This window comes from Silanimonas algicola (assembly GCF_054777375.1).
The window spans coordinates 349,235-367,500 of the sequence record NZ_BAAHAS010000003.1; the positions used below are offsets into that span (position 1 = coordinate 349,235).

Annotated in this window: 17 protein-coding genes (1 of these 17 cut by a window edge); 9 read left to right on the forward strand and 8 right to left on the reverse strand. The window is 70.2% G+C overall.

Features of this window, described 5'->3' with window-relative positions; all coding sequences use genetic code 11:
* Nucleotides 1–8 precede the first annotated feature (8 nt).
* Entirely contained in the window at nt 9–887 is an 879-nt protein-coding gene (locus ACYVAK_RS11725; protein WP_461061166.1) for an NAD(P)-dependent oxidoreductase, read from the forward strand.
* Between the two features lie 3 nt (nt 888–890).
* Here the strand turns inward: ACYVAK_RS11725 and ACYVAK_RS11730 are convergent, their stop codons facing one another.
* Both ACYVAK_RS11730 and argS read right to left on the reverse strand, forming a co-directional pair.
* Nucleotides 891–1,496, reverse strand: coding sequence for an SPOR domain-containing protein (locus tag ACYVAK_RS11730; RefSeq protein ID WP_461061168.1), 606 nt, complete (start codon nt 1,494–1,496; stop codon nt 891–893).
* Nucleotides 1,496–3,259, reverse strand: a complete 1,764-nt coding sequence (gene argS / locus ACYVAK_RS11735; protein WP_461061170.1) for an arginine--tRNA ligase — start codon at nt 3,257–3,259, stop codon at nt 1,496–1,498. Before argS ends, ACYVAK_RS11730 begins: the two co-directional genes overlap by 1 nt.
* A 231-nt stretch (nt 3,260–3,490) precedes the next feature.
* Between argS and ACYVAK_RS11740 the strand changes: the two genes are divergently transcribed.
* On the forward strand, nt 3,491–5,272 hold the full coding sequence (locus tag ACYVAK_RS11740; protein WP_461061172.1) for a hypothetical protein: 1,782 nt from the start codon (nt 3,491–3,493) through the stop codon (nt 5,270–5,272).
* Nucleotides 5,273–5,355: 83 nt separating this feature from the next.
* On the opposite strand, the gene ACYVAK_RS11745 is transcribed toward ACYVAK_RS11740, so the two are convergent.
* Both ACYVAK_RS11745 and radC read right to left on the reverse strand, forming a co-directional pair.
* A complete protein-coding gene (locus ACYVAK_RS11745; RefSeq protein WP_461061174.1) occupies nt 5,356–6,342 on the reverse strand; it encodes a hypothetical protein in 987 nt (328 codons plus the stop codon).
* A gap of 57 nt (nt 6,343–6,399) precedes the next feature.
* Nucleotides 6,400–7,074 (reverse strand): RadC family protein, encoded by a 675-nt coding sequence (gene radC / locus ACYVAK_RS11750; protein WP_461061176.1) that lies wholly within the window; start codon nt 7,072–7,074, stop codon nt 6,400–6,402.
* 91 nt (nt 7,075–7,165) lie between these two features.
* Between radC and coaBC the strand changes: the two genes are divergently transcribed.
* From coaBC to ACYVAK_RS11765, 3 genes are read left to right on the forward strand one after another with little or no spacing between them, the layout of a single operon-like run.
* Nucleotides 7,166–8,380: a bifunctional phosphopantothenoylcysteine decarboxylase/phosphopantothenate--cysteine ligase CoaBC gene (gene coaBC / locus ACYVAK_RS11755; RefSeq protein WP_461061178.1), complete on the forward strand. Its 1,215-nt coding sequence runs from the start codon at nt 7,166–7,168 to the stop codon at nt 8,378–8,380.
* 11 nt (nt 8,381–8,391) lie between these two features.
* Complete coding sequence (gene dut, locus ACYVAK_RS11760) at nt 8,392–8,850, forward strand: dUTP diphosphatase (RefSeq protein ID WP_461062138.1); 459 nt, start codon at nt 8,392–8,394, stop codon at nt 8,848–8,850.
* Nucleotides 8,851–8,864: 14 nt separating this feature from the next.
* The gene (locus tag ACYVAK_RS11765) at nt 8,865–11,189 is read left to right on the forward strand and encodes a phosphomannomutase/phosphoglucomutase (protein ID WP_461061180.1); all 2,325 of its coding nucleotides are present in this window, start codon (nt 8,865–8,867) and stop codon (nt 11,187–11,189) included.
* A 54-nt stretch (nt 11,190–11,243) separates the two neighbouring features.
* On the opposite strand, the gene ACYVAK_RS11770 is transcribed toward ACYVAK_RS11765, so the two are convergent.
* Both ACYVAK_RS11770 and pyrE read right to left on the reverse strand, forming a co-directional pair.
* The gene (locus tag ACYVAK_RS11770) at nt 11,244–11,945 is read right to left on the reverse strand and encodes a DUF4124 domain-containing protein (RefSeq protein WP_461061182.1); all 702 of its coding nucleotides are present in this window, start codon (nt 11,943–11,945) and stop codon (nt 11,244–11,246) included.
* A gap of 6 nt (nt 11,946–11,951) precedes the next feature.
* On the reverse strand, nt 11,952–12,602 hold the full coding sequence (pyrE, locus tag ACYVAK_RS11775; protein ID WP_461061184.1) for an orotate phosphoribosyltransferase: 651 nt from the start codon (nt 12,600–12,602) through the stop codon (nt 11,952–11,954).
* 134 nt (nt 12,603–12,736) lie between these two features.
* Here pyrE and ACYVAK_RS11780 point away from each other — a divergent pair, with 134 nt between their 5' ends.
* Genes ACYVAK_RS11780 through ACYVAK_RS11790 form a run of 3 tightly spaced genes read left to right on the forward strand, consistent with a single transcriptional unit; the run spans nt 12,737 to nt 15,171 of the window.
* On the forward strand, nt 12,737–13,507 hold the full coding sequence (locus ACYVAK_RS11780) for an exodeoxyribonuclease III (protein ID WP_461061186.1): 771 nt from the start codon (nt 12,737–12,739) through the stop codon (nt 13,505–13,507).
* The gene (locus ACYVAK_RS11785) at nt 13,497–14,858 is read left to right on the forward strand and encodes an AmpG family muropeptide MFS transporter (RefSeq protein ID WP_461061188.1); all 1,362 of its coding nucleotides are present in this window, start codon (nt 13,497–13,499) and stop codon (nt 14,856–14,858) included. Before ACYVAK_RS11780 ends, ACYVAK_RS11785 begins: the two co-directional genes overlap by 11 nt.
* A gap of 28 nt (nt 14,859–14,886) precedes the next feature.
* The gene (locus ACYVAK_RS11790) at nt 14,887–15,171 is read left to right on the forward strand and encodes a FitA-like ribbon-helix-helix domain-containing protein (protein ID WP_461061190.1); all 285 of its coding nucleotides are present in this window, start codon (nt 14,887–14,889) and stop codon (nt 15,169–15,171) included.
* A 37-nt stretch (nt 15,172–15,208) separates the two neighbouring features.
* On the opposite strand, the gene ACYVAK_RS11795 is transcribed toward ACYVAK_RS11790, so the two are convergent.
* Both ACYVAK_RS11795 and ACYVAK_RS11800 read right to left on the reverse strand, forming a co-directional pair.
* Nucleotides 15,209–16,387, reverse strand: a complete 1,179-nt coding sequence (locus ACYVAK_RS11795; protein ID WP_461061192.1) for an anhydro-N-acetylmuramic acid kinase — start codon at nt 16,385–16,387, stop codon at nt 15,209–15,211.
* Between the two features lie 7 nt (nt 16,388–16,394).
* Nucleotides 16,395–17,681: a peptidoglycan DD-metalloendopeptidase family protein gene (locus ACYVAK_RS11800; RefSeq protein ID WP_461061194.1), complete on the reverse strand. Its 1,287-nt coding sequence runs from the start codon at nt 17,679–17,681 to the stop codon at nt 16,395–16,397.
* Between the two features lie 170 nt (nt 17,682–17,851).
* On the opposite strand from ACYVAK_RS11800, the gene tyrS reads away from it, so the two are divergent.
* Nucleotides 17,852–18,266, forward strand: the beginning of a protein-coding gene (gene tyrS / locus ACYVAK_RS11805) for a tyrosine--tRNA ligase (RefSeq protein ID WP_461061196.1). The gene runs 797 nt beyond the window's last position; only the first 415 of its 1,212 coding nucleotides appear in the window; its start codon is at nt 17,852–17,854; the stop codon falls past the right edge of the window.

Below are 18,266 nucleotides of genomic sequence, written 5' to 3' on the forward strand. Positions count from 1 at the left end.
GCGAGACGATGCCCGCCGAGAGTCCCGCGTCGATCCGCCGCGCCGCCTTCATCGGCCTGGGCGCGATGGGCCATTCCATGGCCGGCCATCTCGCCGACCGCGGCCTGCTGGCTGTCGTGGGCAACCGCACGGCCGCGAAGGCGAAGGCCTTCGCCGGCGCCCGCGCCAGTGTCGCGGCGGCTGCGGCCTTCGCCGACTACGCGGGCTGCGACGTGGTCGCGCTTTGCGTCTCGGCCGACGCCGACGTGCTGGAGAACGTCGACGGGCTCGCGGCGGTGCTCGCCCCGGGCGCTATCGTGATCGACCACAGCACCGTCGCCGTCGAGACCGCCCGCGAGGCCGCGAGGCGTTTGGCGGCCTGCGGCATTGGCTTCCTCGATGCGCCGGTGTCCGGCGGCGTGGAGGGCGCGAGGAACGGCAGGCTGTCCATCATGATCGGCGGCGACGAAGCCACGCTCGAGCGCGCCCGGCCGGTGCTCGAGGCCTATGGCGCGCGCATCGCCCTGATGGGCCCGAACGGCGCCGGCCAGGCCACCAAGGCGGTCAACCAGATCCTGGTCGCCGGCATCAACGAAGCAGTGTGCGAAGGCCTGGCCTTCGCCGAGAAGCTCGGGCTCGATGCCGAACGCCTGCTTCCGACGTTGATGGCTGGTGCCGCCAGCAACTGGTTCCTCGACAAGCGCGGCGCGACGATGCTCCGCGACGAGTTCACCCCAGGCTTCAAGTGTGCCCACATGGCGAAGGACCTGCGCATCGTGCAGGCGATGGCGGAGGCGGCGGGCCTCCAACACCCGGTCATCGACCGTGCGCTGGCGGACTACAGCGAACTCGAGCGCCGTGGTGACGGCGACCTCGACACCTCGGCGCTGATCACACTGAAGCGCTGAGAATCAGCGCGCGGGCGTTGTCGTGATGCCGGCTTCCGCCAGCGCCCTTTGTGCGGCGTCGCGCGCGGCCGCGTCGGAGTAAGGGCCAAGGCGAACGCGATGCAGGGTGCGGCCATTGACCTGCACGGTTTCGATCCGTGCCATCTGGCCCACCAGTGCCAGCCGGGCGCGCAGCGCCTCGGCATCGCCGGCATTGCCGAACGCACCGGCCTGCAACTGCAGGCCGCTTGGCGTCGCCGGCGCCGCGGGCGTCGACGTGGTTCCCGCGTCCGCGGTCGCTGCCGATGCCGGCGCCGCGGCCCCGGCGGTCTCTCCCGGAAGCTCCACTTCCTTCTCCGGCAGCACCGTGTAGAAGTCGTAGGTCGGCTTCGGGGCTTCCGTCGCCTCTTCCGGCTCCTGCGCGACCGGCTCGGCGTCGCGTCGCGGCGCCGGGGCTTCGGCCTGCGGGTTCGGCTGCGGCAGGATCGCGTCGAGCTTCTGCCGGTCGCCGAACATCAGGTAGCCCGCGGCGAGGCCGAGGCCCAGCAGCAGGCCGGCCACGAGGATCAGCCCGGCCTTGAAGCCGCCGCCACGCTTCGCCTGCGATTTGCCGCCGCGCTTCGCTGCCATCACATGCTCTCCGGGGCCGAGACGCCCAGCAGGGCGAGGCCGTTCGCCAGCACCTGGCGCGTCGCCGCGGCGAGGCCGAGGCGCGCATGGCGCAGTTCCTCGTCGGCGATCAGGATCGGCTGGGCGTTGTAGAAGGCGTGGAAGCTCGCGGCGAGCTCGCGCAGGTAGTTCGCGACGATCTGCGGGCCGCGGTGCTGCGCGGCGGCCTGCACGACCTCCGGGAAGCGCATCAGCTCGGTGATCAGCGCGTTCTCCTGCGGTTCGACGAGCTTGGCGCGCGCCGCTTCGGCCGCCGTGCGGTTCCACGAATAGCCCTTCTCCACCGCCTGCCGGAAGATCGAGGCGATGCGCGCGTGGGCGTACTGGATGTAGTAGACCGGGTTCTCGTTCGACTGGCTCTTGGCGAGGTCGAGGTCGAAGTCGAGGTGCTGGTCGTTGCCGCGCATCACGTAGAAGAAGCGCGCGGCGTCGGTGCCCACTTCCTCGCGCAATTCGCGCAGCGTGACGAAGCTGCCGGCGCGGGTCGACATCTGCACGCGCTCGCCACCGCGGAACAGGATCGCGAACTGCACCAGCTCGATGTCGATCTTCGCCGGGTCGAGGCCAAGTCCCTGCGCCGCGGCCTTGAGGCGCGCGATGTAGCCGTGGTGGTCGGCGCCGAAGATGTAGATGGCGCGCTCGAAGCCGCGCTCGAACTTGCTGAGCAGGTAGCCGAGGTCCGAGGCGAAGTAGGTGGTGACGCCGTTCTCGCGCTTGACCACGCGGTCCTTGTCGTCGCCGAAGGTGGTCGCCCGGAACCACAGCGCGCCCTCCTGCTCGTACAGGTGGCCGTTGGCCTGCAGCGTGTCGATGGCGCGCTGCACGTAGCCGTCGGTCATCAGCGAGCGCTCGCTGAAGAAGTTGTCATGGACGACGCCGAAGCCCTTCAGGTCGTCCTTGATGTCCGCGAGGCACCAGGACAGGCCGGCATCGAAGACCTTGCGGTAGTCGGCCTCGCCGAGCAGGGCCTTGGCGCGGGCGATCAGGCCGTCGACGTGGGCTTCCTTGTCGCCGCCCTGCGACTCGTCGGCCGGCAGGCCGTCCATCACTTCGGTGGCACCGCGCTTGAAGGCGTCCCCGACCTTGCCGCGCAGCTTGCGAGCGATCTCGATGACGTAGTCGCCCTTGTAGCCGTTGTCGGGGAAGCGCAGGCCCACGCCCGCCAGCTCGTGGTAACGCACCCACACCGACACGGCGAGGATGTCCATCTGCCGGCCGGCGTCGTTGACGTAGTACTCGCGCTGCACGGTGTGGCCGGCGGCCTCCAGCAGGGTCGCGACGGTGGCGCCGTAGGCCGCGCCGCGCCCGTGGCCGACATGCAGCGGGCCGTTCGGGTTGGCCGAGACGAACTCGACCGTCACCGATTCCAGCGAGCCCGGCTCGCCGCGGCCGTAGGCCTCGCCCTGCTCGAAGACCTTGCGGATCGTCGCCAGGCGGCAGCCCTGCGAGATGTGGAAGTTCAGGAAGCCCGGGCCGGCGATGTCGACCTTGGCCACGTGCTGCGACTTCGGCAGCGCATCGACCAGCGCCTGCGCGGCGTCGCGCGGCTTCATCCCGGCCGGCTTGGCCAGCATCAGGGCGAGGTTGGTCGCGTAGTCGCCGTGTTCCGGCGTCTTGGTGCGGTCGATGACGACTTCAGGGAGGGCGAGGTCCGCCGGCAGGCGGCCATGGCGACGGAGGTCGAGCAGGGCCTGGGCAAGCAGTTCGCGGAGGTGTTCTTTCACGGCGGGTTCCGGGGTGGCCGGCGGGGCCGGTCCGAGATCGAGGCGCGGCGCGGGCCCCGAGGGCCCGCCCGCAGGCGGTCGCGAAGTTTACCGGAAGGCCGGCGGGGCGGCCGAACTGCAACCTGACCGTCAAGAAAGCCTCTCCGGCCTGTCATCGACGGGCCCGAGCATGGCGGCGCTCGACGGCGACCGGCCGTCGCCGGCCCGTTTCCCGACTTCTGGAGTCCCGCCATGCCCGCCTCGACCCGCCTCACCCGACTCGCGCTGGCCAGCGCGATCACGCTCGCCGCCGCCCAGGCCCACGCCTCGGTGCGTCTGTCCGAAGCCTTCGACGGCGCCTACTTCGACCCGGCGGCGTCGGGCCGCGGCGTGCTGGTGGACTGGATCCCGAACGCCAACCGCGCGGGCGGCACGTTCTTCGCGGCGGACTTCGTCTACGACGCCGCCGGCAACCCGTTCTGGATCTCCTTGCAGCAGGACTGGTCGGAGTTCCAGTTCTCCTCGGCGTCCGTGCCGGTGTTCCGTAATGCGGCCGGCACGTGGGCCGCTCCGGGCGCCCAGGCGGTGACGCGCATCGGCACCGCCGCGGTCACGGTGAACAGCTGCAACTCGATCACCATCGCCTACACCATGGACGCCGGGTCGGGCCTCCCGAACCGCACGCAGACGCTGCAGCGCCTCGGTAGTGCCGACGGCGCCTCCTGCGCCTACCAGCAGGCCTTCACGGCCTGCCCGTCCTTCGCGACGGCCGCGCCGGCCTTCGGTGCCCGCGCTTGCCAGCTGCCCGCCACCATCACCGGCGACCAGACCCTGACCAACAACATCACCTGGGTGATGAGCGGCAAGGTTCAGGTCGGTACGGACGTCGGCCAGGGGGGCACCGCGGCGACCCTGCGCATCCAGCCGGGCACGCTGCTGGTGTCGACGGGCGCCAGCGCCAATTCGTTCGACCACCTCGCGGTCAATCGCGGCTCGAAGATCTTCGCCGAAGGCTCGCGCGACTTCCCGATCATCATGACGACCGCGAACGAGCTGCCGGGCGCCCCGTCCGCACCGGCGCCGGGCCAGCTCGGTGGCCTCGTGATTTCGGGCAGCGCGCCTGCCAACTGCAATCCCAACTGCGTGGCGGAGTGGGACAGCACCAATCGCTACGGTGGCAACAACGCGCGTGACAACAGTGGCGTGGTCCGCTACATGCAGGTTCGCTATGCCGGCTACATCTTCACCACCAACCGCGAGCTGAACTCCTTCACGTTCAACGGCGTGGGTTCGGGCACCACGCTGGAGTACCTGCAGGCCTTCCGCGGCCAGGACGACGGCTTCGAGTGGTTCGGCGGCACGGCGAACGTGCGCTACGCCATCGTGACCTGCGGCGGTGACGACGGCTTCGACTGGGATGAGGGCTTCCAGGGCAAGCTGCAGTTTGGCCTCGTGGACAACCGCGGCTGCCCGGGTGAAGACCATGGCTTCGAGCTCTCCAACAGCCCGACGAATGCCGACGCCAACCCGCGTGCCCGCGGCACTGTGGCGAACGTGACGGTGCGCGCCGGCGCTGGGACCAGCCGCGACGGCCTCCAGCTCAACAGCGGCACGGGCGGCAACTTCTATAACGTACTGATCGACGGCTTCCGTCGCAGCTGCGTAGCCATCGAGGGTCTGCCGACCGAGACCGCTGCGGGCAACCCGGATGTCGGCCTGTCGGGCGTCCTGACGGCGAACAACGTCAAGATCTCGGGTTGTGCCACCAACTTCCGCACGGGCTCCGGCCTGTCGGCCAACTACGCGCAGCGCTGGTTCTCGTCGCAGTCGGGCAACGAAGTGCTCGCCGCGTCGCCGCTCGTCGCCGGCAGCTTCCTGCCGAACGGCGTCGCGCCGGCCGGCGTGTTCCCCCCGTCGGGCGCTCCGGCCAGCGTGAACGACTGGTTCATGCCCACCGACTTCGTCGGCGCGTTCCGCAGCAACGCGGACAGCGACAACTGGACGCTCGGCTGGTCGCGTCCGTTCAACCCCTGACCGCGCGCCACGGCGTGCTGCGGTGAGAAGAAGGGCCGGCGCATGGGCGCCGGCCCTTGCGTTTCATGGTCGTTTGTACGGCCTCAAGACGCGGCCGCCACGATCTCCCGGAACGCCGCGATCACCGCGTGGCCCGACACTTCGCCCGCAGCGGCAAAACGCTCGTGCAATCGGCGCCCGGTCTCGCGCACCCGCGCCGCGTTCGCATCGCGCTGGGCGCCGAACGCGGCACGACCCTCGCGGGATGCGAAACGCTGCAGGGCGAAGACGTACCGTTCCTGGCCCCGCGTGAGGAACGCGAGGCAGCTGGCACCGGCAGCGGGGTCGTCCAGGTCGATGCCGGCGCGATACTGGATCTCGGTGGCAAGCGCCACCGCGGACCGGGCGAAATCGCCATAGGGCGACGCGACGTTGCTGGTGTCGAGGTCCGCGGCCATCCGGGCGAGATGCTCCGCTTCGCCAGCGCTTGGACCGTTGCGCCAGTCCGGGTGCGTGGCGTCCAGCCAGCCGGCCAGCCGATGGGCGAACGCCCCTTGTGACCCGGCGCCATCCTCGTTGCCGGCCGCAAAGGTGCTGCCCGCGATGGCGAGGCGGAGCATCGTGCGCAGCGTGGCATCGACGAGACCGGCGGAATCGAGGAGGCGCTCGGTCTCGGCGAGGCTGGCCGCCTCGTTCGCGCCAACCGGGTCGTCGTGGCGCCGCGCCTCTCGTTGCCGCAGATCGTGGCAGGCGCAGAACAGCGCCAGTGCCTCGCGGCCGGTGGTGCTCGGGTGCGCATGCATGAGCAGGGCCGGCAGCTTGTCCTCGAGGAGCTCCAGCAGGTGGTCCTGGTTGTGATAGGGATGACCGTCGTCACCGAGCGCCCCATGGCGCATCGCCATCCGAACCACCGCGACGCTCGCCATGTCGACGACGGCGGGGTTGTCGATCCCGGCCCGCGCGCACGCGACCTCCACGCGACGCACGTAGGTGCGGGCAGGGGAGCCGCACGCCAGATCCGGCAGCGTATCGAAGGTCACCGCCTGCTCGAAGGCGTCGGCCGCATACACCAGGCGATAGTCGAGCGGCATGCGTTTGCCCGGGGGGTCGTTCCCGACCGAGTATATGGCGGCCTTACCGCGATGACGCTACACCCATCCGCGTTCGGCCATCGATACGGCGGGGCCGTCTCCGACGACGAAGTGGTCGAGCAGGCGGACTTCGACCAGGGCGAGGGCCTGCTTGAGCGCCGCGGTGAGTTGGCGGTCGGCCACACTCGGTTCGGCCACGCCGCTCGGGTGGTTGTGGCCGAGCACCACGGCCGCGGCGTTCAGCCCCATCGCCCGTTGCACGACCACCCGTGGATGCACCGAGGCGGCGTCGATGGAGCCTTCGAAGAGTACCTCGTGCGCGATGACGCGATGGCGGTTGTCGAGGAAGAGAACGCCGAAGCGCTCGCGAGGCGAGGCGCGCAGCCAGCGGCTGAAGTACTCGCCCGCTTGCTGCGGCGAGCTCAAGGCGTCCCCGCGCGCGAGTTCGCCGCGCAGTTGGCGACGCCCCAGCGCCAGTGCGGCCGAAATCAGCGCCGCACGGGCCGGGCCGATGCCCGGCAACCGGCGCAGCTCGGGTGGCGAGCGGTCGAGCAGGGCGCGGAGTCCGCCGCAGCGGTTGATGAGCGTCTGCGCATGGGCGACCGCGTTGCTGCCGCGCGGCCCCGTGCCGAGGAAGAGGGCGAGGAGCTCCGCGTCGGCCAGAGCGTCGGGCCCTTGGGCGTGCAAGCGTTCGCGGGGCCGGTCGGCGGCGGGCCAGTCGTGCAGGGTCATGCCGCCAGCGTGGGGCGGGGGCGGTGGCCGCGCTGTCCGAACCCGTTGTGCGCTGGGGTAAGCTTCCGGCTCAATCCCGATGGAGCGCGGCGTGGCGGCATTGCACGGAGAACGGATCCTGCTCGGCGTCAGTGGAGGTATCGCCGCCTACAAGTCGGCCGACCTCGTGCGCCGCCTGCGCGAGGCCGGAGCGGAGGTCCGCGTGGTCATGACCGAGGGGGCGGGCCACTTCATCACCGCCACCACGCTGCAGGCCCTTTCCGGCCATCCCGTCCGTGCCTCGCTTTGGGACGAGTCGGCGGAGGCCGCGATGGGCCACATCGAGCTCGCACGCTGGGCGACCCGGGTGCTGATCGCCCCCGCCACCGCCGACGTCCTCGCGCGCCTCGCGCAGGGACGCGCGGACGACCTGCTCAGCACCCTGTGCCTGGCCACCGAAGCACCGTTGGCCGTAGCGCCAGCGATGAACCGCGTGATGTGGGCGAACGCCGCCACGCAGGCCAACGTGGCCACCCTGCGCCAGCGCGGCGTCGCCGTGTTCGGTCCTGGTGCGGGCGAGCAGGCCTGCGGGGAAACCGGCGAAGGCCGGATGCGCGAGCCCGCCGAGCTCGTCGCGGATCTTGCAACGGCACTCGTCGACGCGGCGACGCCGAAACGCCTCGCAGGTCGGCACGTCCTCGTGAGTGCCGGCCCCACCTTCGAGGACATCGATCCGGTGCGCTTCGTCGGCAACCGCAGCAGCGGCCGGATGGGCTTCGCGGTCGCCGACGCGGCGGCGCGCGCAGGTGCCGTCGTGACCCTGGTGGCTGGCCCGGTGAAGCTGGCCACGCCGGCCGGCGTGCGCCGGATCGACGTCCGCAGCGCCGCCGAGATGCATGCGGCGGTGCTGGGGGCGCTGCCGGGCCACGATGCCTACATCGGTGCCGCCGCGGTCGCCGACTATCGCCCGGCGGAAGTCGCCGGCCGGAAGATCAAGAAGGGTGCCGGCCCGATGACGCTGGTGCTCGAGCGTACCGCGGACGTGCTGGCGGAAGTCGCCGGGCATGCGCAGCGCCCGCGCTGCGTGATGGGTTTCGCGGCCGAGACCAACGATGTCGAAACCTATGCCCGGGGCAAGCTCGCGGCGAAGGCGCTCGATGCCATCGCCGCCAACCAGGTGGGGGTGCCCGGCTGCGGTTTCGATGCCGACGAGAATGCGCTCACCCTCTACTGGAACGGCGGCGAGAAAACCTTTGCCACCGCCCGCAAGGCGGACATCGCGCGCGGCCTCGTCGAGTGGATCGCCGACTGGCTGGCGCGCGCATGAGTGGCGTGACCATGGTGTCTGCCGTCGACCTGAAGATCCTCGACCCGCGCCTGGGGCGCGAGTTCCCGCTCCCTGACTACGCCACCGAGCAATCCGCCGGCATGGACCTGCGCGCGATGCTGGAGGCGCCCCTGACCCTCGCCCCGGGGGGGTGTGCCCTCGTGCCCAGCGGCCTTGCCTTCCACATCGGCGATGCCGCCCTGTGCGCTGTGGTGTTGCCGCGCTCGGGCCTTGGCCACAAGCAGGGACTGGTGCTGGGCAACCTCACCGGCCTCATCGATGCCGACTACCAAGGGCCGCTGATGATCAGCCTCTGGAACCGCGGCAGTGCCGACGTCACCATCCAGCCGGGCGATCGCGTTGCCCAGCTGGTGTTCCTTCCGATCGCCCGTGCCCGCTGGAACGTCGTGGCCGCCTTCGATGCCTCCGAACGCGGCGAAGGTGGCTTCGGCCACACTGGCACCCGCTGACTCCGAGCCCCCCAATGCAGAACGCCGAAGCGCCCCGTCCGAAGATCCGCATCCTGAACATCCTGCTGGCGGTGTTCGCCATCGTGGCGGGAGGGCTGATGGCCTGGGGCGGATGGGCCTTGCGCTCCGCCTCCGCCCTCTCGATCACGGCACATGAAGCTCGAACGGTCGCCGTCGCCGAGCTGCGCGCCTTGCTGGACTCGGAACGTGCCAGCTTCGAGACGCAGCGCAAGCTGCCTCGCGTCCGTGAAGCCATCGTCGGCAACAACCTCGACGGCGCGCGCGCGGCGCTCGCGGGCGATTGGGTCGGCATCGAAGCCGTCGAGATCCATCCCGCGGACATCACTCCGCTGTGGGACAGCATCGACCGCTTCGGTTACGGGAAGCTCGGGTTGCTGGTCACCGCGCTGGACCGTGACGGCGTGCAGATCGCCGTGGTTCAGGACGCGGGCCGCCCCTGGTTGGCGCTCGCCGCCCCGATCGCCGATGACAGCGGGCTCGTCGGCCTCGCCTACGTACGCCGTCCGATGGACCTCCTTCAGCCGCTGATCGATCGCGCCGCACCGCCGGGCGCCTACGCCGCCCTTCGGCAGGGCGGGCGTTCGCTGATCGAGTCCGGGGACGCGACCCTGTCTGACGAGGCGGAACGCGGTGCCGTGGCCCTGCCGGACAGCCGCCTGCGGGTGGTCGGCACCTCGCCGTATGCCGACCCGGGAACGCTGGGCATGGGGGGAGGGGTCGAGCTGGTCGCGGGAACCATCGTCATCCTGTTCGGCCTGGCGCTCGTGCTGGTGCCGCGCGAGAAGGCCGCGGCCTTGGCCAAGCGGTTGGCCGAACGCAAGGCGAAGGGGCCGGTCGAGGCGGAGCCGACGCTGGCCGAGCTGCAGGCCGAAGGCAAGCTGGAGGTCGCCAAGCCCATGGCGGCCAAGCCGGTCGAGGTCGCGCCGAGCGCACCGGAGTTCACCGTCGAGCGCAGCATCTTCCGCGCTTACGACATCCGCGGCGTGGTCGGGCAGACCCTGAGCGCCGACGTGGCGCGCCTCATCGGCCGCGCCATCGGCGCGTTGATGAAGGAAAAGGGTCTCCGCGGTATCGCCGTGGGTCGCGACGGCCGGCTGTCCTCGCCGGAGATGTCGCGCTCGCTCATCGACGGTTTGCGGATGTCGGGCATCGACGTGACGGACGTCGGCATGGTGCCGACGCCGGTCGCCTACTTCGCCGCCCACCACCTGCGCCTCGGCAGCGCCATCGCCGTGACGGGCAGCCACAATCCGCCGGACTACAACGGTTTCAAGATCGTCGTCGACGGCGAGACCCTCTCCGGCTCGGCCATCAGCGACCTGTACGTGCGAATCGTCGAGGGCCGCATGCCGGTCGCCGAGCGCCGGGGCGACCTCGACACCGTCGATATCGGGCAGGACTACATCGACCGCGTCGCCGGCGACATCCAGATCGAGCGCCGCCTGCGCGTCGTGGTGGACGCGGGCAGCGGCGTGGCCGGCGACCTTGGGCCGCGCCTGCTGGAGGCCATCGGTGCCGATGTCGAGACCCTGTACTGCGACATCGACGGCACCTTCCCGTTCCACCACCCCGACCCGAGCGACCCGCACAACCTCGAGGACCTCGTGCAGGCCGTGCAGCGCGCCGGCGCCGACATCGGCCTCGCCTTCGACGGCGATGGCGACCGCCTCGGCGTGGTGACCCGCGACGGGGAGATGATCTACCCCGATCGCCTGCTGATGCTGTTCGCCGCCGACGTGCTCGAGCGCAACCCGGGCGCCTGCATCATCTACGACGTGAAGTGCTCGGGGCATCTCGCCGGCTACGTGCTGCGCCACGGCGGCAGTCCGCTGATGTGGAAGACAGGCCATTCGCTGATCAAGGCGAAGATGAAGGAAACCGAAGCCGAGCTCGCGGGCGAGATGAGCGGCCACTTCTTCTTCAAGGAGCGCTGGTACGGCTTCGATGACGGTCTCTACGCCGCCGCGCGCCTGTTGGAGATCCTTGCCACGCGCGCCGAAGAGCCGGAGGAGGTGTTCGCCGAGCTGCCGAAGGCCACCAGCACGCCCGAGCTCAAGATCGAAATGCAGGAAGGCGAACCGCATGCGTTCATCGACACCTTCGTGGCGGGCGCGCGCTTCGAAGGCGCGCGCGTCTCGACCATTGATGGCGTGCGCGCCGACTGGCCGGACGGCTGGGGCTTGGTGCGTGCCTCCAACACGACGCCGATCCTCGTATTGCGCTTCGAAGCGGACAACGAGGAGGCCTTGGCGCGCGTGCAGCAGGCGTTCCGGGACGCCATCCTGATGGTTCGTGCCGACCTGACGCTGCCCTTTTGAGTCCAGCGCGGCGCGTGCCGGTCAGGCGACTGCGTCTATCGCGAAGCCGTCGGCCTAGAGCTCCGGCGCCATGTCGCGCTCGCGCGCGGCTTGCCGCTCGCGGAAGAGCACCACGAGGCGCTCCATCTCCTCGCCCAACACCTGGCGCTCGGCGGCACGCTCCAGCCGGGCTTGTTCCTGTTTATGCAGCTCTTCGCGCAGCTCGAAAATGACCTGCGTGGTGCGCTCCGCCACCGGTCGCCCGGCCAGTTCGGCATCGCCGGCGACACCGAGTTGCTGGTGCAGGCTGCCGCGCTGCGAGTTGATCGCGGCCTCGAGGCTCTCCAAGGTCTCGTCGACCACCTTCTGCCGGTCGATGTAGGCAGCGCGGAGGTCCTCCTCGGTCCGGAAACTGCTGACCTTCGCTTCTTCCGCACGGCGCGAGTTCTCGATCCGGGCCTGCGCTTCGGCCGCGCTGAGCGCCGCCGCCTCGGCGGCGCGGCGTTCCTCGGCCGTCAGCGCGCGATCGATGGTGCTGCGCACCAGACCGGTGGTGGCGCTCAACTCGGCGCGCGCTTGGTTCACCACGTCGGGCGGCAGTGCGTCGGTGTAATGCACCTTGCCCGTCGAGTCAGTCCAGCGGTAGAGCTTCTTCTCCGCCGTCGCTCCGGACCCTTGCGCCGCCACGGGCGCGACGGCCACGGGCAGGGCGGCCAGTATGGCGGTCGCCAGCGCGACCGGCCGGATCATGCGGTGGGGGAGGGCTTTACGGGCCATGTCAGGTCATCCGTCGATCGAACCGTAGGCGGCACGATACGCGAGCAGGCGTTCGCGATGCAGGGCGAGTTCCGGCCGGTCGGCGACGAAGGTGAACAGGTCGTCCAGCCGGGCGACCGAGACCACCGGCACGCCCAGCGCGGCCGAGGCCTCCTGGGCCGCGGAACGCAGGCCTTCCGTGCCGCGCTCCTGCCGGTCCAGGGCGATCAGCACGCCACAGGGCGTGCCGCCGGCGGCGCGGATGATCTCCACCGACTCGCGAACGGCCGTGCCGGCGGTGATCACGTCGTCGACGATCAGCACGCGGCCCCGGAGCGGGGCGCCGATCAGCGTGCCGCCCTCGCCATGGGTCTTGGCTTCCTTGCGGTTGAAGGCCACCGGCACGTCGCGGCCACGCTTGGTGAGCGCCATCGCCAGCGCGGTGGCCAGCGGAATGCCTTTGTAGGCCGGGCCGAACAGCATGTCGAAGGCCACGCCGCTTTCCAGCAGGGCCTCGGCGTAGCAGTCGGCGAGGCCGGAAAGCGTGGCGCCGGTGTGGAACTGGCCGGCGTTGAAGAAGTACGGGCTGGTGCGCCCGGATTTCAGGTGGAACTCGCCGAAGCGCAGCGCTTCCGCGCGCAGCGACAGGTCGAGGAAGGCTTGGCGGTAGGCGCTCACGCGGGCTCCGGCATGGGGCGGACAGGCCTTCAGGCTAGCGGAAAGGCCATTCCCTGCGCATCTGCGCCGATGCGACGCGCGTTGGCGAGGCCCGATCGGCGACAATCCGGCGTCCACCCCTGATCTCGCTTTCGATGCGCATCTGCAGCTTCAACGCCAATGGCCTGCGTTCCGCCGCCAGCAAGGGCTTCTTCGACTGGTTCGCCGGCGCCGGCATCGACGTGCTGTGCGTTCAGGAGACGAAGGCGCAGGAACACCAGCTCACGGACGGGCTGTTCCGCCCTGCCGGGTACCACGTGGCGTTCCGCGACGCCTCGACCAAGAAGGGCTATTCGGGCGTGGCCGTGTACAGCCGGGCGAAGCCGGATGCCTATGCCACCGGCCTCGGCTGGGCACCGTTCGACGAGGAGGGGCGTTGGCTGGAGGCCCGATTCGGCACGCTCTCCGTCGTCTCGCTGTACCTGCCCTCCGGCAGCTCGGGCGAGGAGCGCCAGGGCTTCAAATTCGAGGTGATGCGCTGGTTCCGGCCGCAACTGCAGGCCCTGCGGGATTCCGGCCGCGACGTCGTCGTCTGCGGCGACTGGAACATCGCGCACACGCCCAAGGACATCCGCAACGCCAAGTCGAACGAGAAGAACTCGGGCTTCCTGCCGGAGGAGCGGGCGTGGCTCACCGCGCTCATCGAGGAAGATGGTTGGGTCGACGCCTACCGGCGTCTGCGCCCGGACGGCCAGGACTACACGTGGTGGAGCCAGCGCGGCGCCGCCCGGGCCAAGAACGTGGGATGGCGAATCGACTACCAGCTGGTCAGTCCCGGCCTCGCCTCGCGATTGAAGGACTGCGCGATCCACCCGGAGCCGCGCTTCTCCGACCACGCCCCGTTCGTCGTCGACTATGCCGACTGAGCCGAAGCCCGCCACGGCGCCCGTCGCCCCGTCCCGCCCCGGCTGGCGCGAGGTGTTGCGCGGCGTGGGCGATCCGAAGGTCGCGCTGTTGCTGGTGCTCGGCCTCGCCGCCGGCCTGCCGTTCATGCTGGTGGGCAACACGCTCGGCTTCTGGCTGCGGACCGAAGGCGTCGAACTTGGCGCCATCGGCTTCCTCTCATGGGTGGGCATCGCCTATTCCCTGAAGTTCCTCTGGGCCCCCGTCGTCGATCGCGCCTCGGTGCCGTTGCTCGGCCGCTTCGGTCGCCGGCGCGGTTGGCTCCTGCTGGCCCAAGGCGGCGTGGTGCTCGGCCTGCTCGCCATGGCCGTCGTCACGCCGAAGGGCCACCTGCAACTGTTCGGGGCGATCGCGCTCGGCGTCGCACTGGCGTCCGCCACGCAGGACATCGTCATCGACGCCTGGCGCATCGAGTGCGCCGAGAGCAGCGACCAGCTGGCGATCCTCAGTGCGGCCTACCAGCTCGGCTACCGCACGGCGCTGTTGCTGACCGACGCGTTGATCTTCCTCGTCGCGGCCCAGGTGGGCTGGGCCTCGTCCTACGCCGGCTTCGCCGCGATGGCCTTCGCAGCGATGGTCGTGGTGCTTTTCGTCGGCGAGCCGCGCAGCGCGATGCCATCCAACGCGGCGGGGTCGCCGTCGTTGTGGACGTGGCGAGGCCTCTACGACGCCATCCTCGGCCCTTTCATCGCTTTCTTCCTCCAGCATCGGCAGATGGCGCTTGCCGTGCTCGCGGCGATCAGCCTGTATCGGCTGGCCGACTTCATGATGGGCCCCATGGCCAACCCGCTGTATGCCGACCTCGGCATCGCGGAGCAAACCATCGGCACCGTGCGCGGCGGCATCGGCCTCGCCGCCACCTTCCTCGGCACCGCCGCGGCCGGCTTGGCGGCCTTGCGTCTCGGGCTCTTCCCGACGCTGCTGATCGGCGCGGTGCTGGGGCCCGTGTCGAACCTCGCTTTCGCCTGGTTGGCCCTGTCCGGTGCGGACAACACCGTCTTCGGCATCGCCATGGCAATCGACAATTTCAGTGCCGGTTTCGCCGGCATCGCGCTGATCGCCTACATGTCGAGCCTCACCAGTGTGGGCTACACCGCCACCCAGTACGCGCTGCTCAGCTCGTTCTACGCGCTGCTCGGCAAGGTGTTGAAGGGCTTTTCCGGCGTGATCGTCGAGACGCTCGCGCAGAGTCGTCCGCTGGTGGAGGCCTACGCATGGTTCTTCGCGGGCACGGCCGCGCTTGCCCTGCCCGCGATCGCGCTGGTGGCGTGGCTGGCGCGCAATGCACCGCCGGGCGTAAGCTCGAAGGCCTGATCCCATCCTCGGAGCGCGGCCCACCCCCATGGCCGATTTCCTCGTCCGTGACATCGATGAGCGTGTGGCCGAGCGCCTTAAGGAGCTGGCCCGGCAGAAAGGTTGGCCGCTCAACGACGTGATCCTGCACCTGCTCAAGCAGGCGCTCGGCATGGCCGAGCCCGAGCCGCCGCCGGTGCCGGGCGACATCGCCCGTCTGCGCGGGGCTTGGAACGACGAGGAGGCGCGCGCGTTCTACGAAGCGATGAGCGCGATGAGCGGCCTGCCCGACGACGCGCCGGCCTACACCAAGAATCCGCCCGAAGGCAGCTGAGCGCGGGGCGTCGGCCACCGCGGCCCCCTCCTCGATCTCAGGCCCGGCGCCCGCCGGGCACGATGACACCCAGAACGCGTGGTCCGGCCGCGCCGGTCACCTCCGGACGATTGCCCGGGCGCCCTTCGAGCGTCTGCCAAGCGAGCCATGCGAAGCCGGCGGCTTCGACTGCATCGGGATCGATCCCGTGTTCCGCGCTGGATTCCACGACGACGCCCGGCAGCAGCGCGGCCAAGCGCGCCATCAGCGCGGTGTTGTGGACGCCGCCACCGCAGGCGATCAGCCGGGTCGTTTCCGCCTGCGTCGAGTGGAGCGCGTCAACGATGCTGCGCGCGCTGAACTCCAGCAGCGTTGCCTGGACATCCTGCGATGCTTCATGCCCGTCCAATCGTTCGCGCAGCCAGCCCAGATGGAATTGGTCGCGGCCGCTGCTCTTCGGGGGCGGCAGCGCCAGCCAGGGTTCGTCGAGGCAGCGTTGCAACAATGCAGGCAGCATGCGGCCCGTGCTGGCCCAGGCGCCCCCTCCGTCATAGGCCAGCCCGGTGTGTTCGACGCACCACGCGTCCATCAGGCCGTTCGCCGGGCCGGTGTCGAAGCCCCGCACCGGCCCCCGTGGTGGCAACAGCGTCAGGTTGCCGATGCCGCCGAGGTTCAGCACCGCTCGCGTTTCGTCGGGGTCGCCGAGCACGGCGGCGTGGAATGCCGGCATCAACGGGGCGCCTTCGCCGCCGGCCGCGACGTCCCGTCTGCGGAAATCCGCCACGACATCGCACCCGGTGCGCTCGGCGATGACGTTTGGGTCGCCCACCTGCAGGGTGAAGCGGTGCGGCGGGCGCGGCCGGTGCCGCAGCGTCTGTCCGTGCGAGCCGATCGCGCGCACGCGCGATGGATCGACATCGACCTCGGCCAGCAGGGAGAGGGCCGCCTCCGCGAAGGCATCGCCGATCGCCGCATCGAGCGCCCCGAACTCGTCGAGGTCGACCCGGGCATCCGCCTGCGATACGCGCAGGATCGTCGCGCGCAGGCCGGGCGCATACGAGGTCGTGCGGGAATGCAGTACCTCGATGCGAGGTGCGACGGCGTGTGCTTGGGGCGCTACCGAAAGCAGGGCCGCATCGATGCCATCGGCGCTGGTGCCGGAAATCAGGCCGACGAACAGCGCGGCTCCGTTCTCCCCACGGTCGAAGGCCGGGGCGTTCGAGTCTCGAACATGCATGGCGCGCTCAGCGCGCCGCGAGCTGGAAGCCTTCGATGCGCTTCAGCTGGGCCAGCGCCGGCGCGGTGGCGCGGCGGTACTCGGCCAGCGCGGCGCCGGTCAGCGGTTCCGGCTTCGGCATCGTCACCGTCAGCGGATTGCGGTGCACGCCGTTGACGCGGAACTCGTAGTGGAGGTGCGGGCCGGTGGCGAGGCCGCTGGCACCGACATAGCCAATGGTGCGGCCCTGCTGCACGCGCTGCCCGACGCGGTAGGGGCCGAGTCGCGACATGTGCGCGTAAAGCGTCGTGATGCCGTTGCCGTGGTCGAGCACGACAGTGCGGCCGTAGCCGTTCTGCCAGCCGGCGAACTTCACCCGCGCATCGCCGGCGGCGAAGATGGGCGTGCCGGTCGGTGCCGCGTAGTCGACGCCTTTGTGCATGCGCATGCGGCCCAGCACCGGGTGGCGGCGAGCCCCGAAACCGGAGCTCAGGCGGGCGAATTCGATCGGCGTACGCATGAAGCTCTTCCGCAGCGGGCGGCCGTCGAGGTCGAAGAACTCCTGCTGGCCGTTGTGCTCGAACCGAACGGCCGTGTACGGCTTGCCCTGGTTGATGAAGTTGACGGCGACCACGCCACCATCGCGCACGCGCTCGCCTTCCCGCCACAGCTCTTCATAGACGATCTGGAAGGCGTCGCCCTCGCGCAGGTCCTGTGCGAAGTCGATGTCGTACTGCAGGGCTTTCACCATGTCGTTCATGACGGCCGCGCTCAGCCCGGCCTTGGCGCCATCGGCGAACAGCGAGCTTCGGATCGTGCCGCCGGCGATCACGACGCGGCGCTCCATCGGGCGCTCGATCACTTCGCGCTCGATGCCGTCGTCGGACACGGCCAACTGCACGCGCTTGCTCTCGTCCTGGTCGAAGCGGAGGCCCTTCAATTCCCCGTCAGCGCCGATCTCGAAGGCGAGTTCGCTGCCGACACGGAGGCGGGAGGCCATCTGGTTCGCTTCCGGCACTTCGAGCACGCGATGCATGGTGCTGGCGGGAAGGCCGAGGTCGGCGAAGACGCTGCCCAAGGTCTGCCCGGACGCAATGCGGACGGTCTGCCAGTCGTTGCGCGTGGCGCTTGCGGCCTGGGCGGCCGGCGGCGGGGGCAGCGCGATGGCCTGCGTGACACGCGCCGGCTGGGCCTCGCGCTCCATCGCGCCATCCAGCGCCGGCACGATCGACCCAAGCAGCACGGCAAGGGCGCCCGCGAGGGCAATGGTCAGGGCTCGCGGCGCCTTGGGCGCGAGTCGGCGGGCATTGGACAAGGCGCAACTCCGAGGGTCGGTAACGGCGGTAACTTACCCACAGCCGAAAACCATCGTCAAACCTTTGAAGCGCTTGGTTTTTTTGGCCCCCAGCGTTTAACCTGAGGTTAACGCGCCAGCACCTCCCTCTGGGGGCCGGCTCACCCTTTCATCTCCATGAAGTGCCGCCCATGACCACGCCGGACACCGCCCTCGCGCAACTCGCGCGCGGGACGGACGACATCATCAAGCTCGAGGACCTCGCCGCCCGCCTCGCCACCGGCCGCCCCCTGCGCATCAAGGCCGGCTTCGATCCGACCGCGCCGGACCTGCACCTCGGCCACACCGTCCTGCTCAACAAGATGCGGCAGTTCCAGGACCTCGGGCACCAGGTCATCTTCCTGATCGGCGACTTCACCGGAATGATCGGCGACCCGACGGGGAAGAGCGCCACCCGCAAGCCGCTGACCCGCGAGGACGTGCTGGCGAACGCCCAGACCTACGCCGACCAGGTCTTCAAGGTGCTCGACCGCGAGAAGACCGAGGTCCGCTTCAATAGTGAGTGGTTTGGCGCGATGACGGCGGCGGACATGATCAAGCTCGCGG

Excerpts from the sequence above, each read along its gene's own strand:
- ACYVAK_RS11770 (WP_461061182.1), bottom strand. The coding sequence starts at position 11,945 with ATGGCCCGTAAAGCCCTCCCCCACCGCATGATCCGGCCGGTCGCGCTG.
- dut (WP_461062138.1), top strand. The coding sequence starts at position 8,392 with ATGGTGTCTGCCGTCGACCTGAAGATCCTCGACCCGCGCCTGGGGCGC.
- radC (WP_461061176.1), bottom strand. The coding sequence starts at position 7,074 with ATGACCCTGCACGACTGGCCCGCCGCCGACCGGCCCCGCGAACGCTTG.
- ACYVAK_RS11785 (WP_461061188.1), top strand. The coding sequence starts at position 13,497 with ATGCCGACTGAGCCGAAGCCCGCCACGGCGCCCGTCGCCCCGTCCCGC.
- ACYVAK_RS11740 (WP_461061172.1), top strand. The coding sequence starts at position 3,491 with ATGCCCGCCTCGACCCGCCTCACCCGACTCGCGCTGGCCAGCGCGATC.
- ACYVAK_RS11745 (WP_461061174.1), bottom strand. The coding sequence starts at position 6,342 with ATGCCGCTCGACTATCGCCTGGTGTATGCGGCCGACGCCTTCGAGCAG.
- ACYVAK_RS11780 (WP_461061186.1), top strand. The coding sequence starts at position 12,737 with ATGCGCATCTGCAGCTTCAACGCCAATGGCCTGCGTTCCGCCGCCAGC.
- ACYVAK_RS11730 (WP_461061168.1), bottom strand. The coding sequence starts at position 1,496 with ATGGCAGCGAAGCGCGGCGGCAAATCGCAGGCGAAGCGTGGCGGCGGC.
- ACYVAK_RS11725 (WP_461061166.1), top strand. The coding sequence starts at position 9 with ATGCCCGCCGAGAGTCCCGCGTCGATCCGCCGCGCCGCCTTCATCGGC.
- ACYVAK_RS11790 (WP_461061190.1), top strand. The coding sequence starts at position 14,887 with ATGGCCGATTTCCTCGTCCGTGACATCGATGAGCGTGTGGCCGAGCGC.
- ACYVAK_RS11765 (WP_461061180.1), top strand. The coding sequence starts at position 8,865 with ATGCAGAACGCCGAAGCGCCCCGTCCGAAGATCCGCATCCTGAACATC.
- ACYVAK_RS11795 (WP_461061192.1), bottom strand. The coding sequence starts at position 16,387 with ATGCATGTTCGAGACTCGAACGCCCCGGCCTTCGACCGTGGGGAGAAC.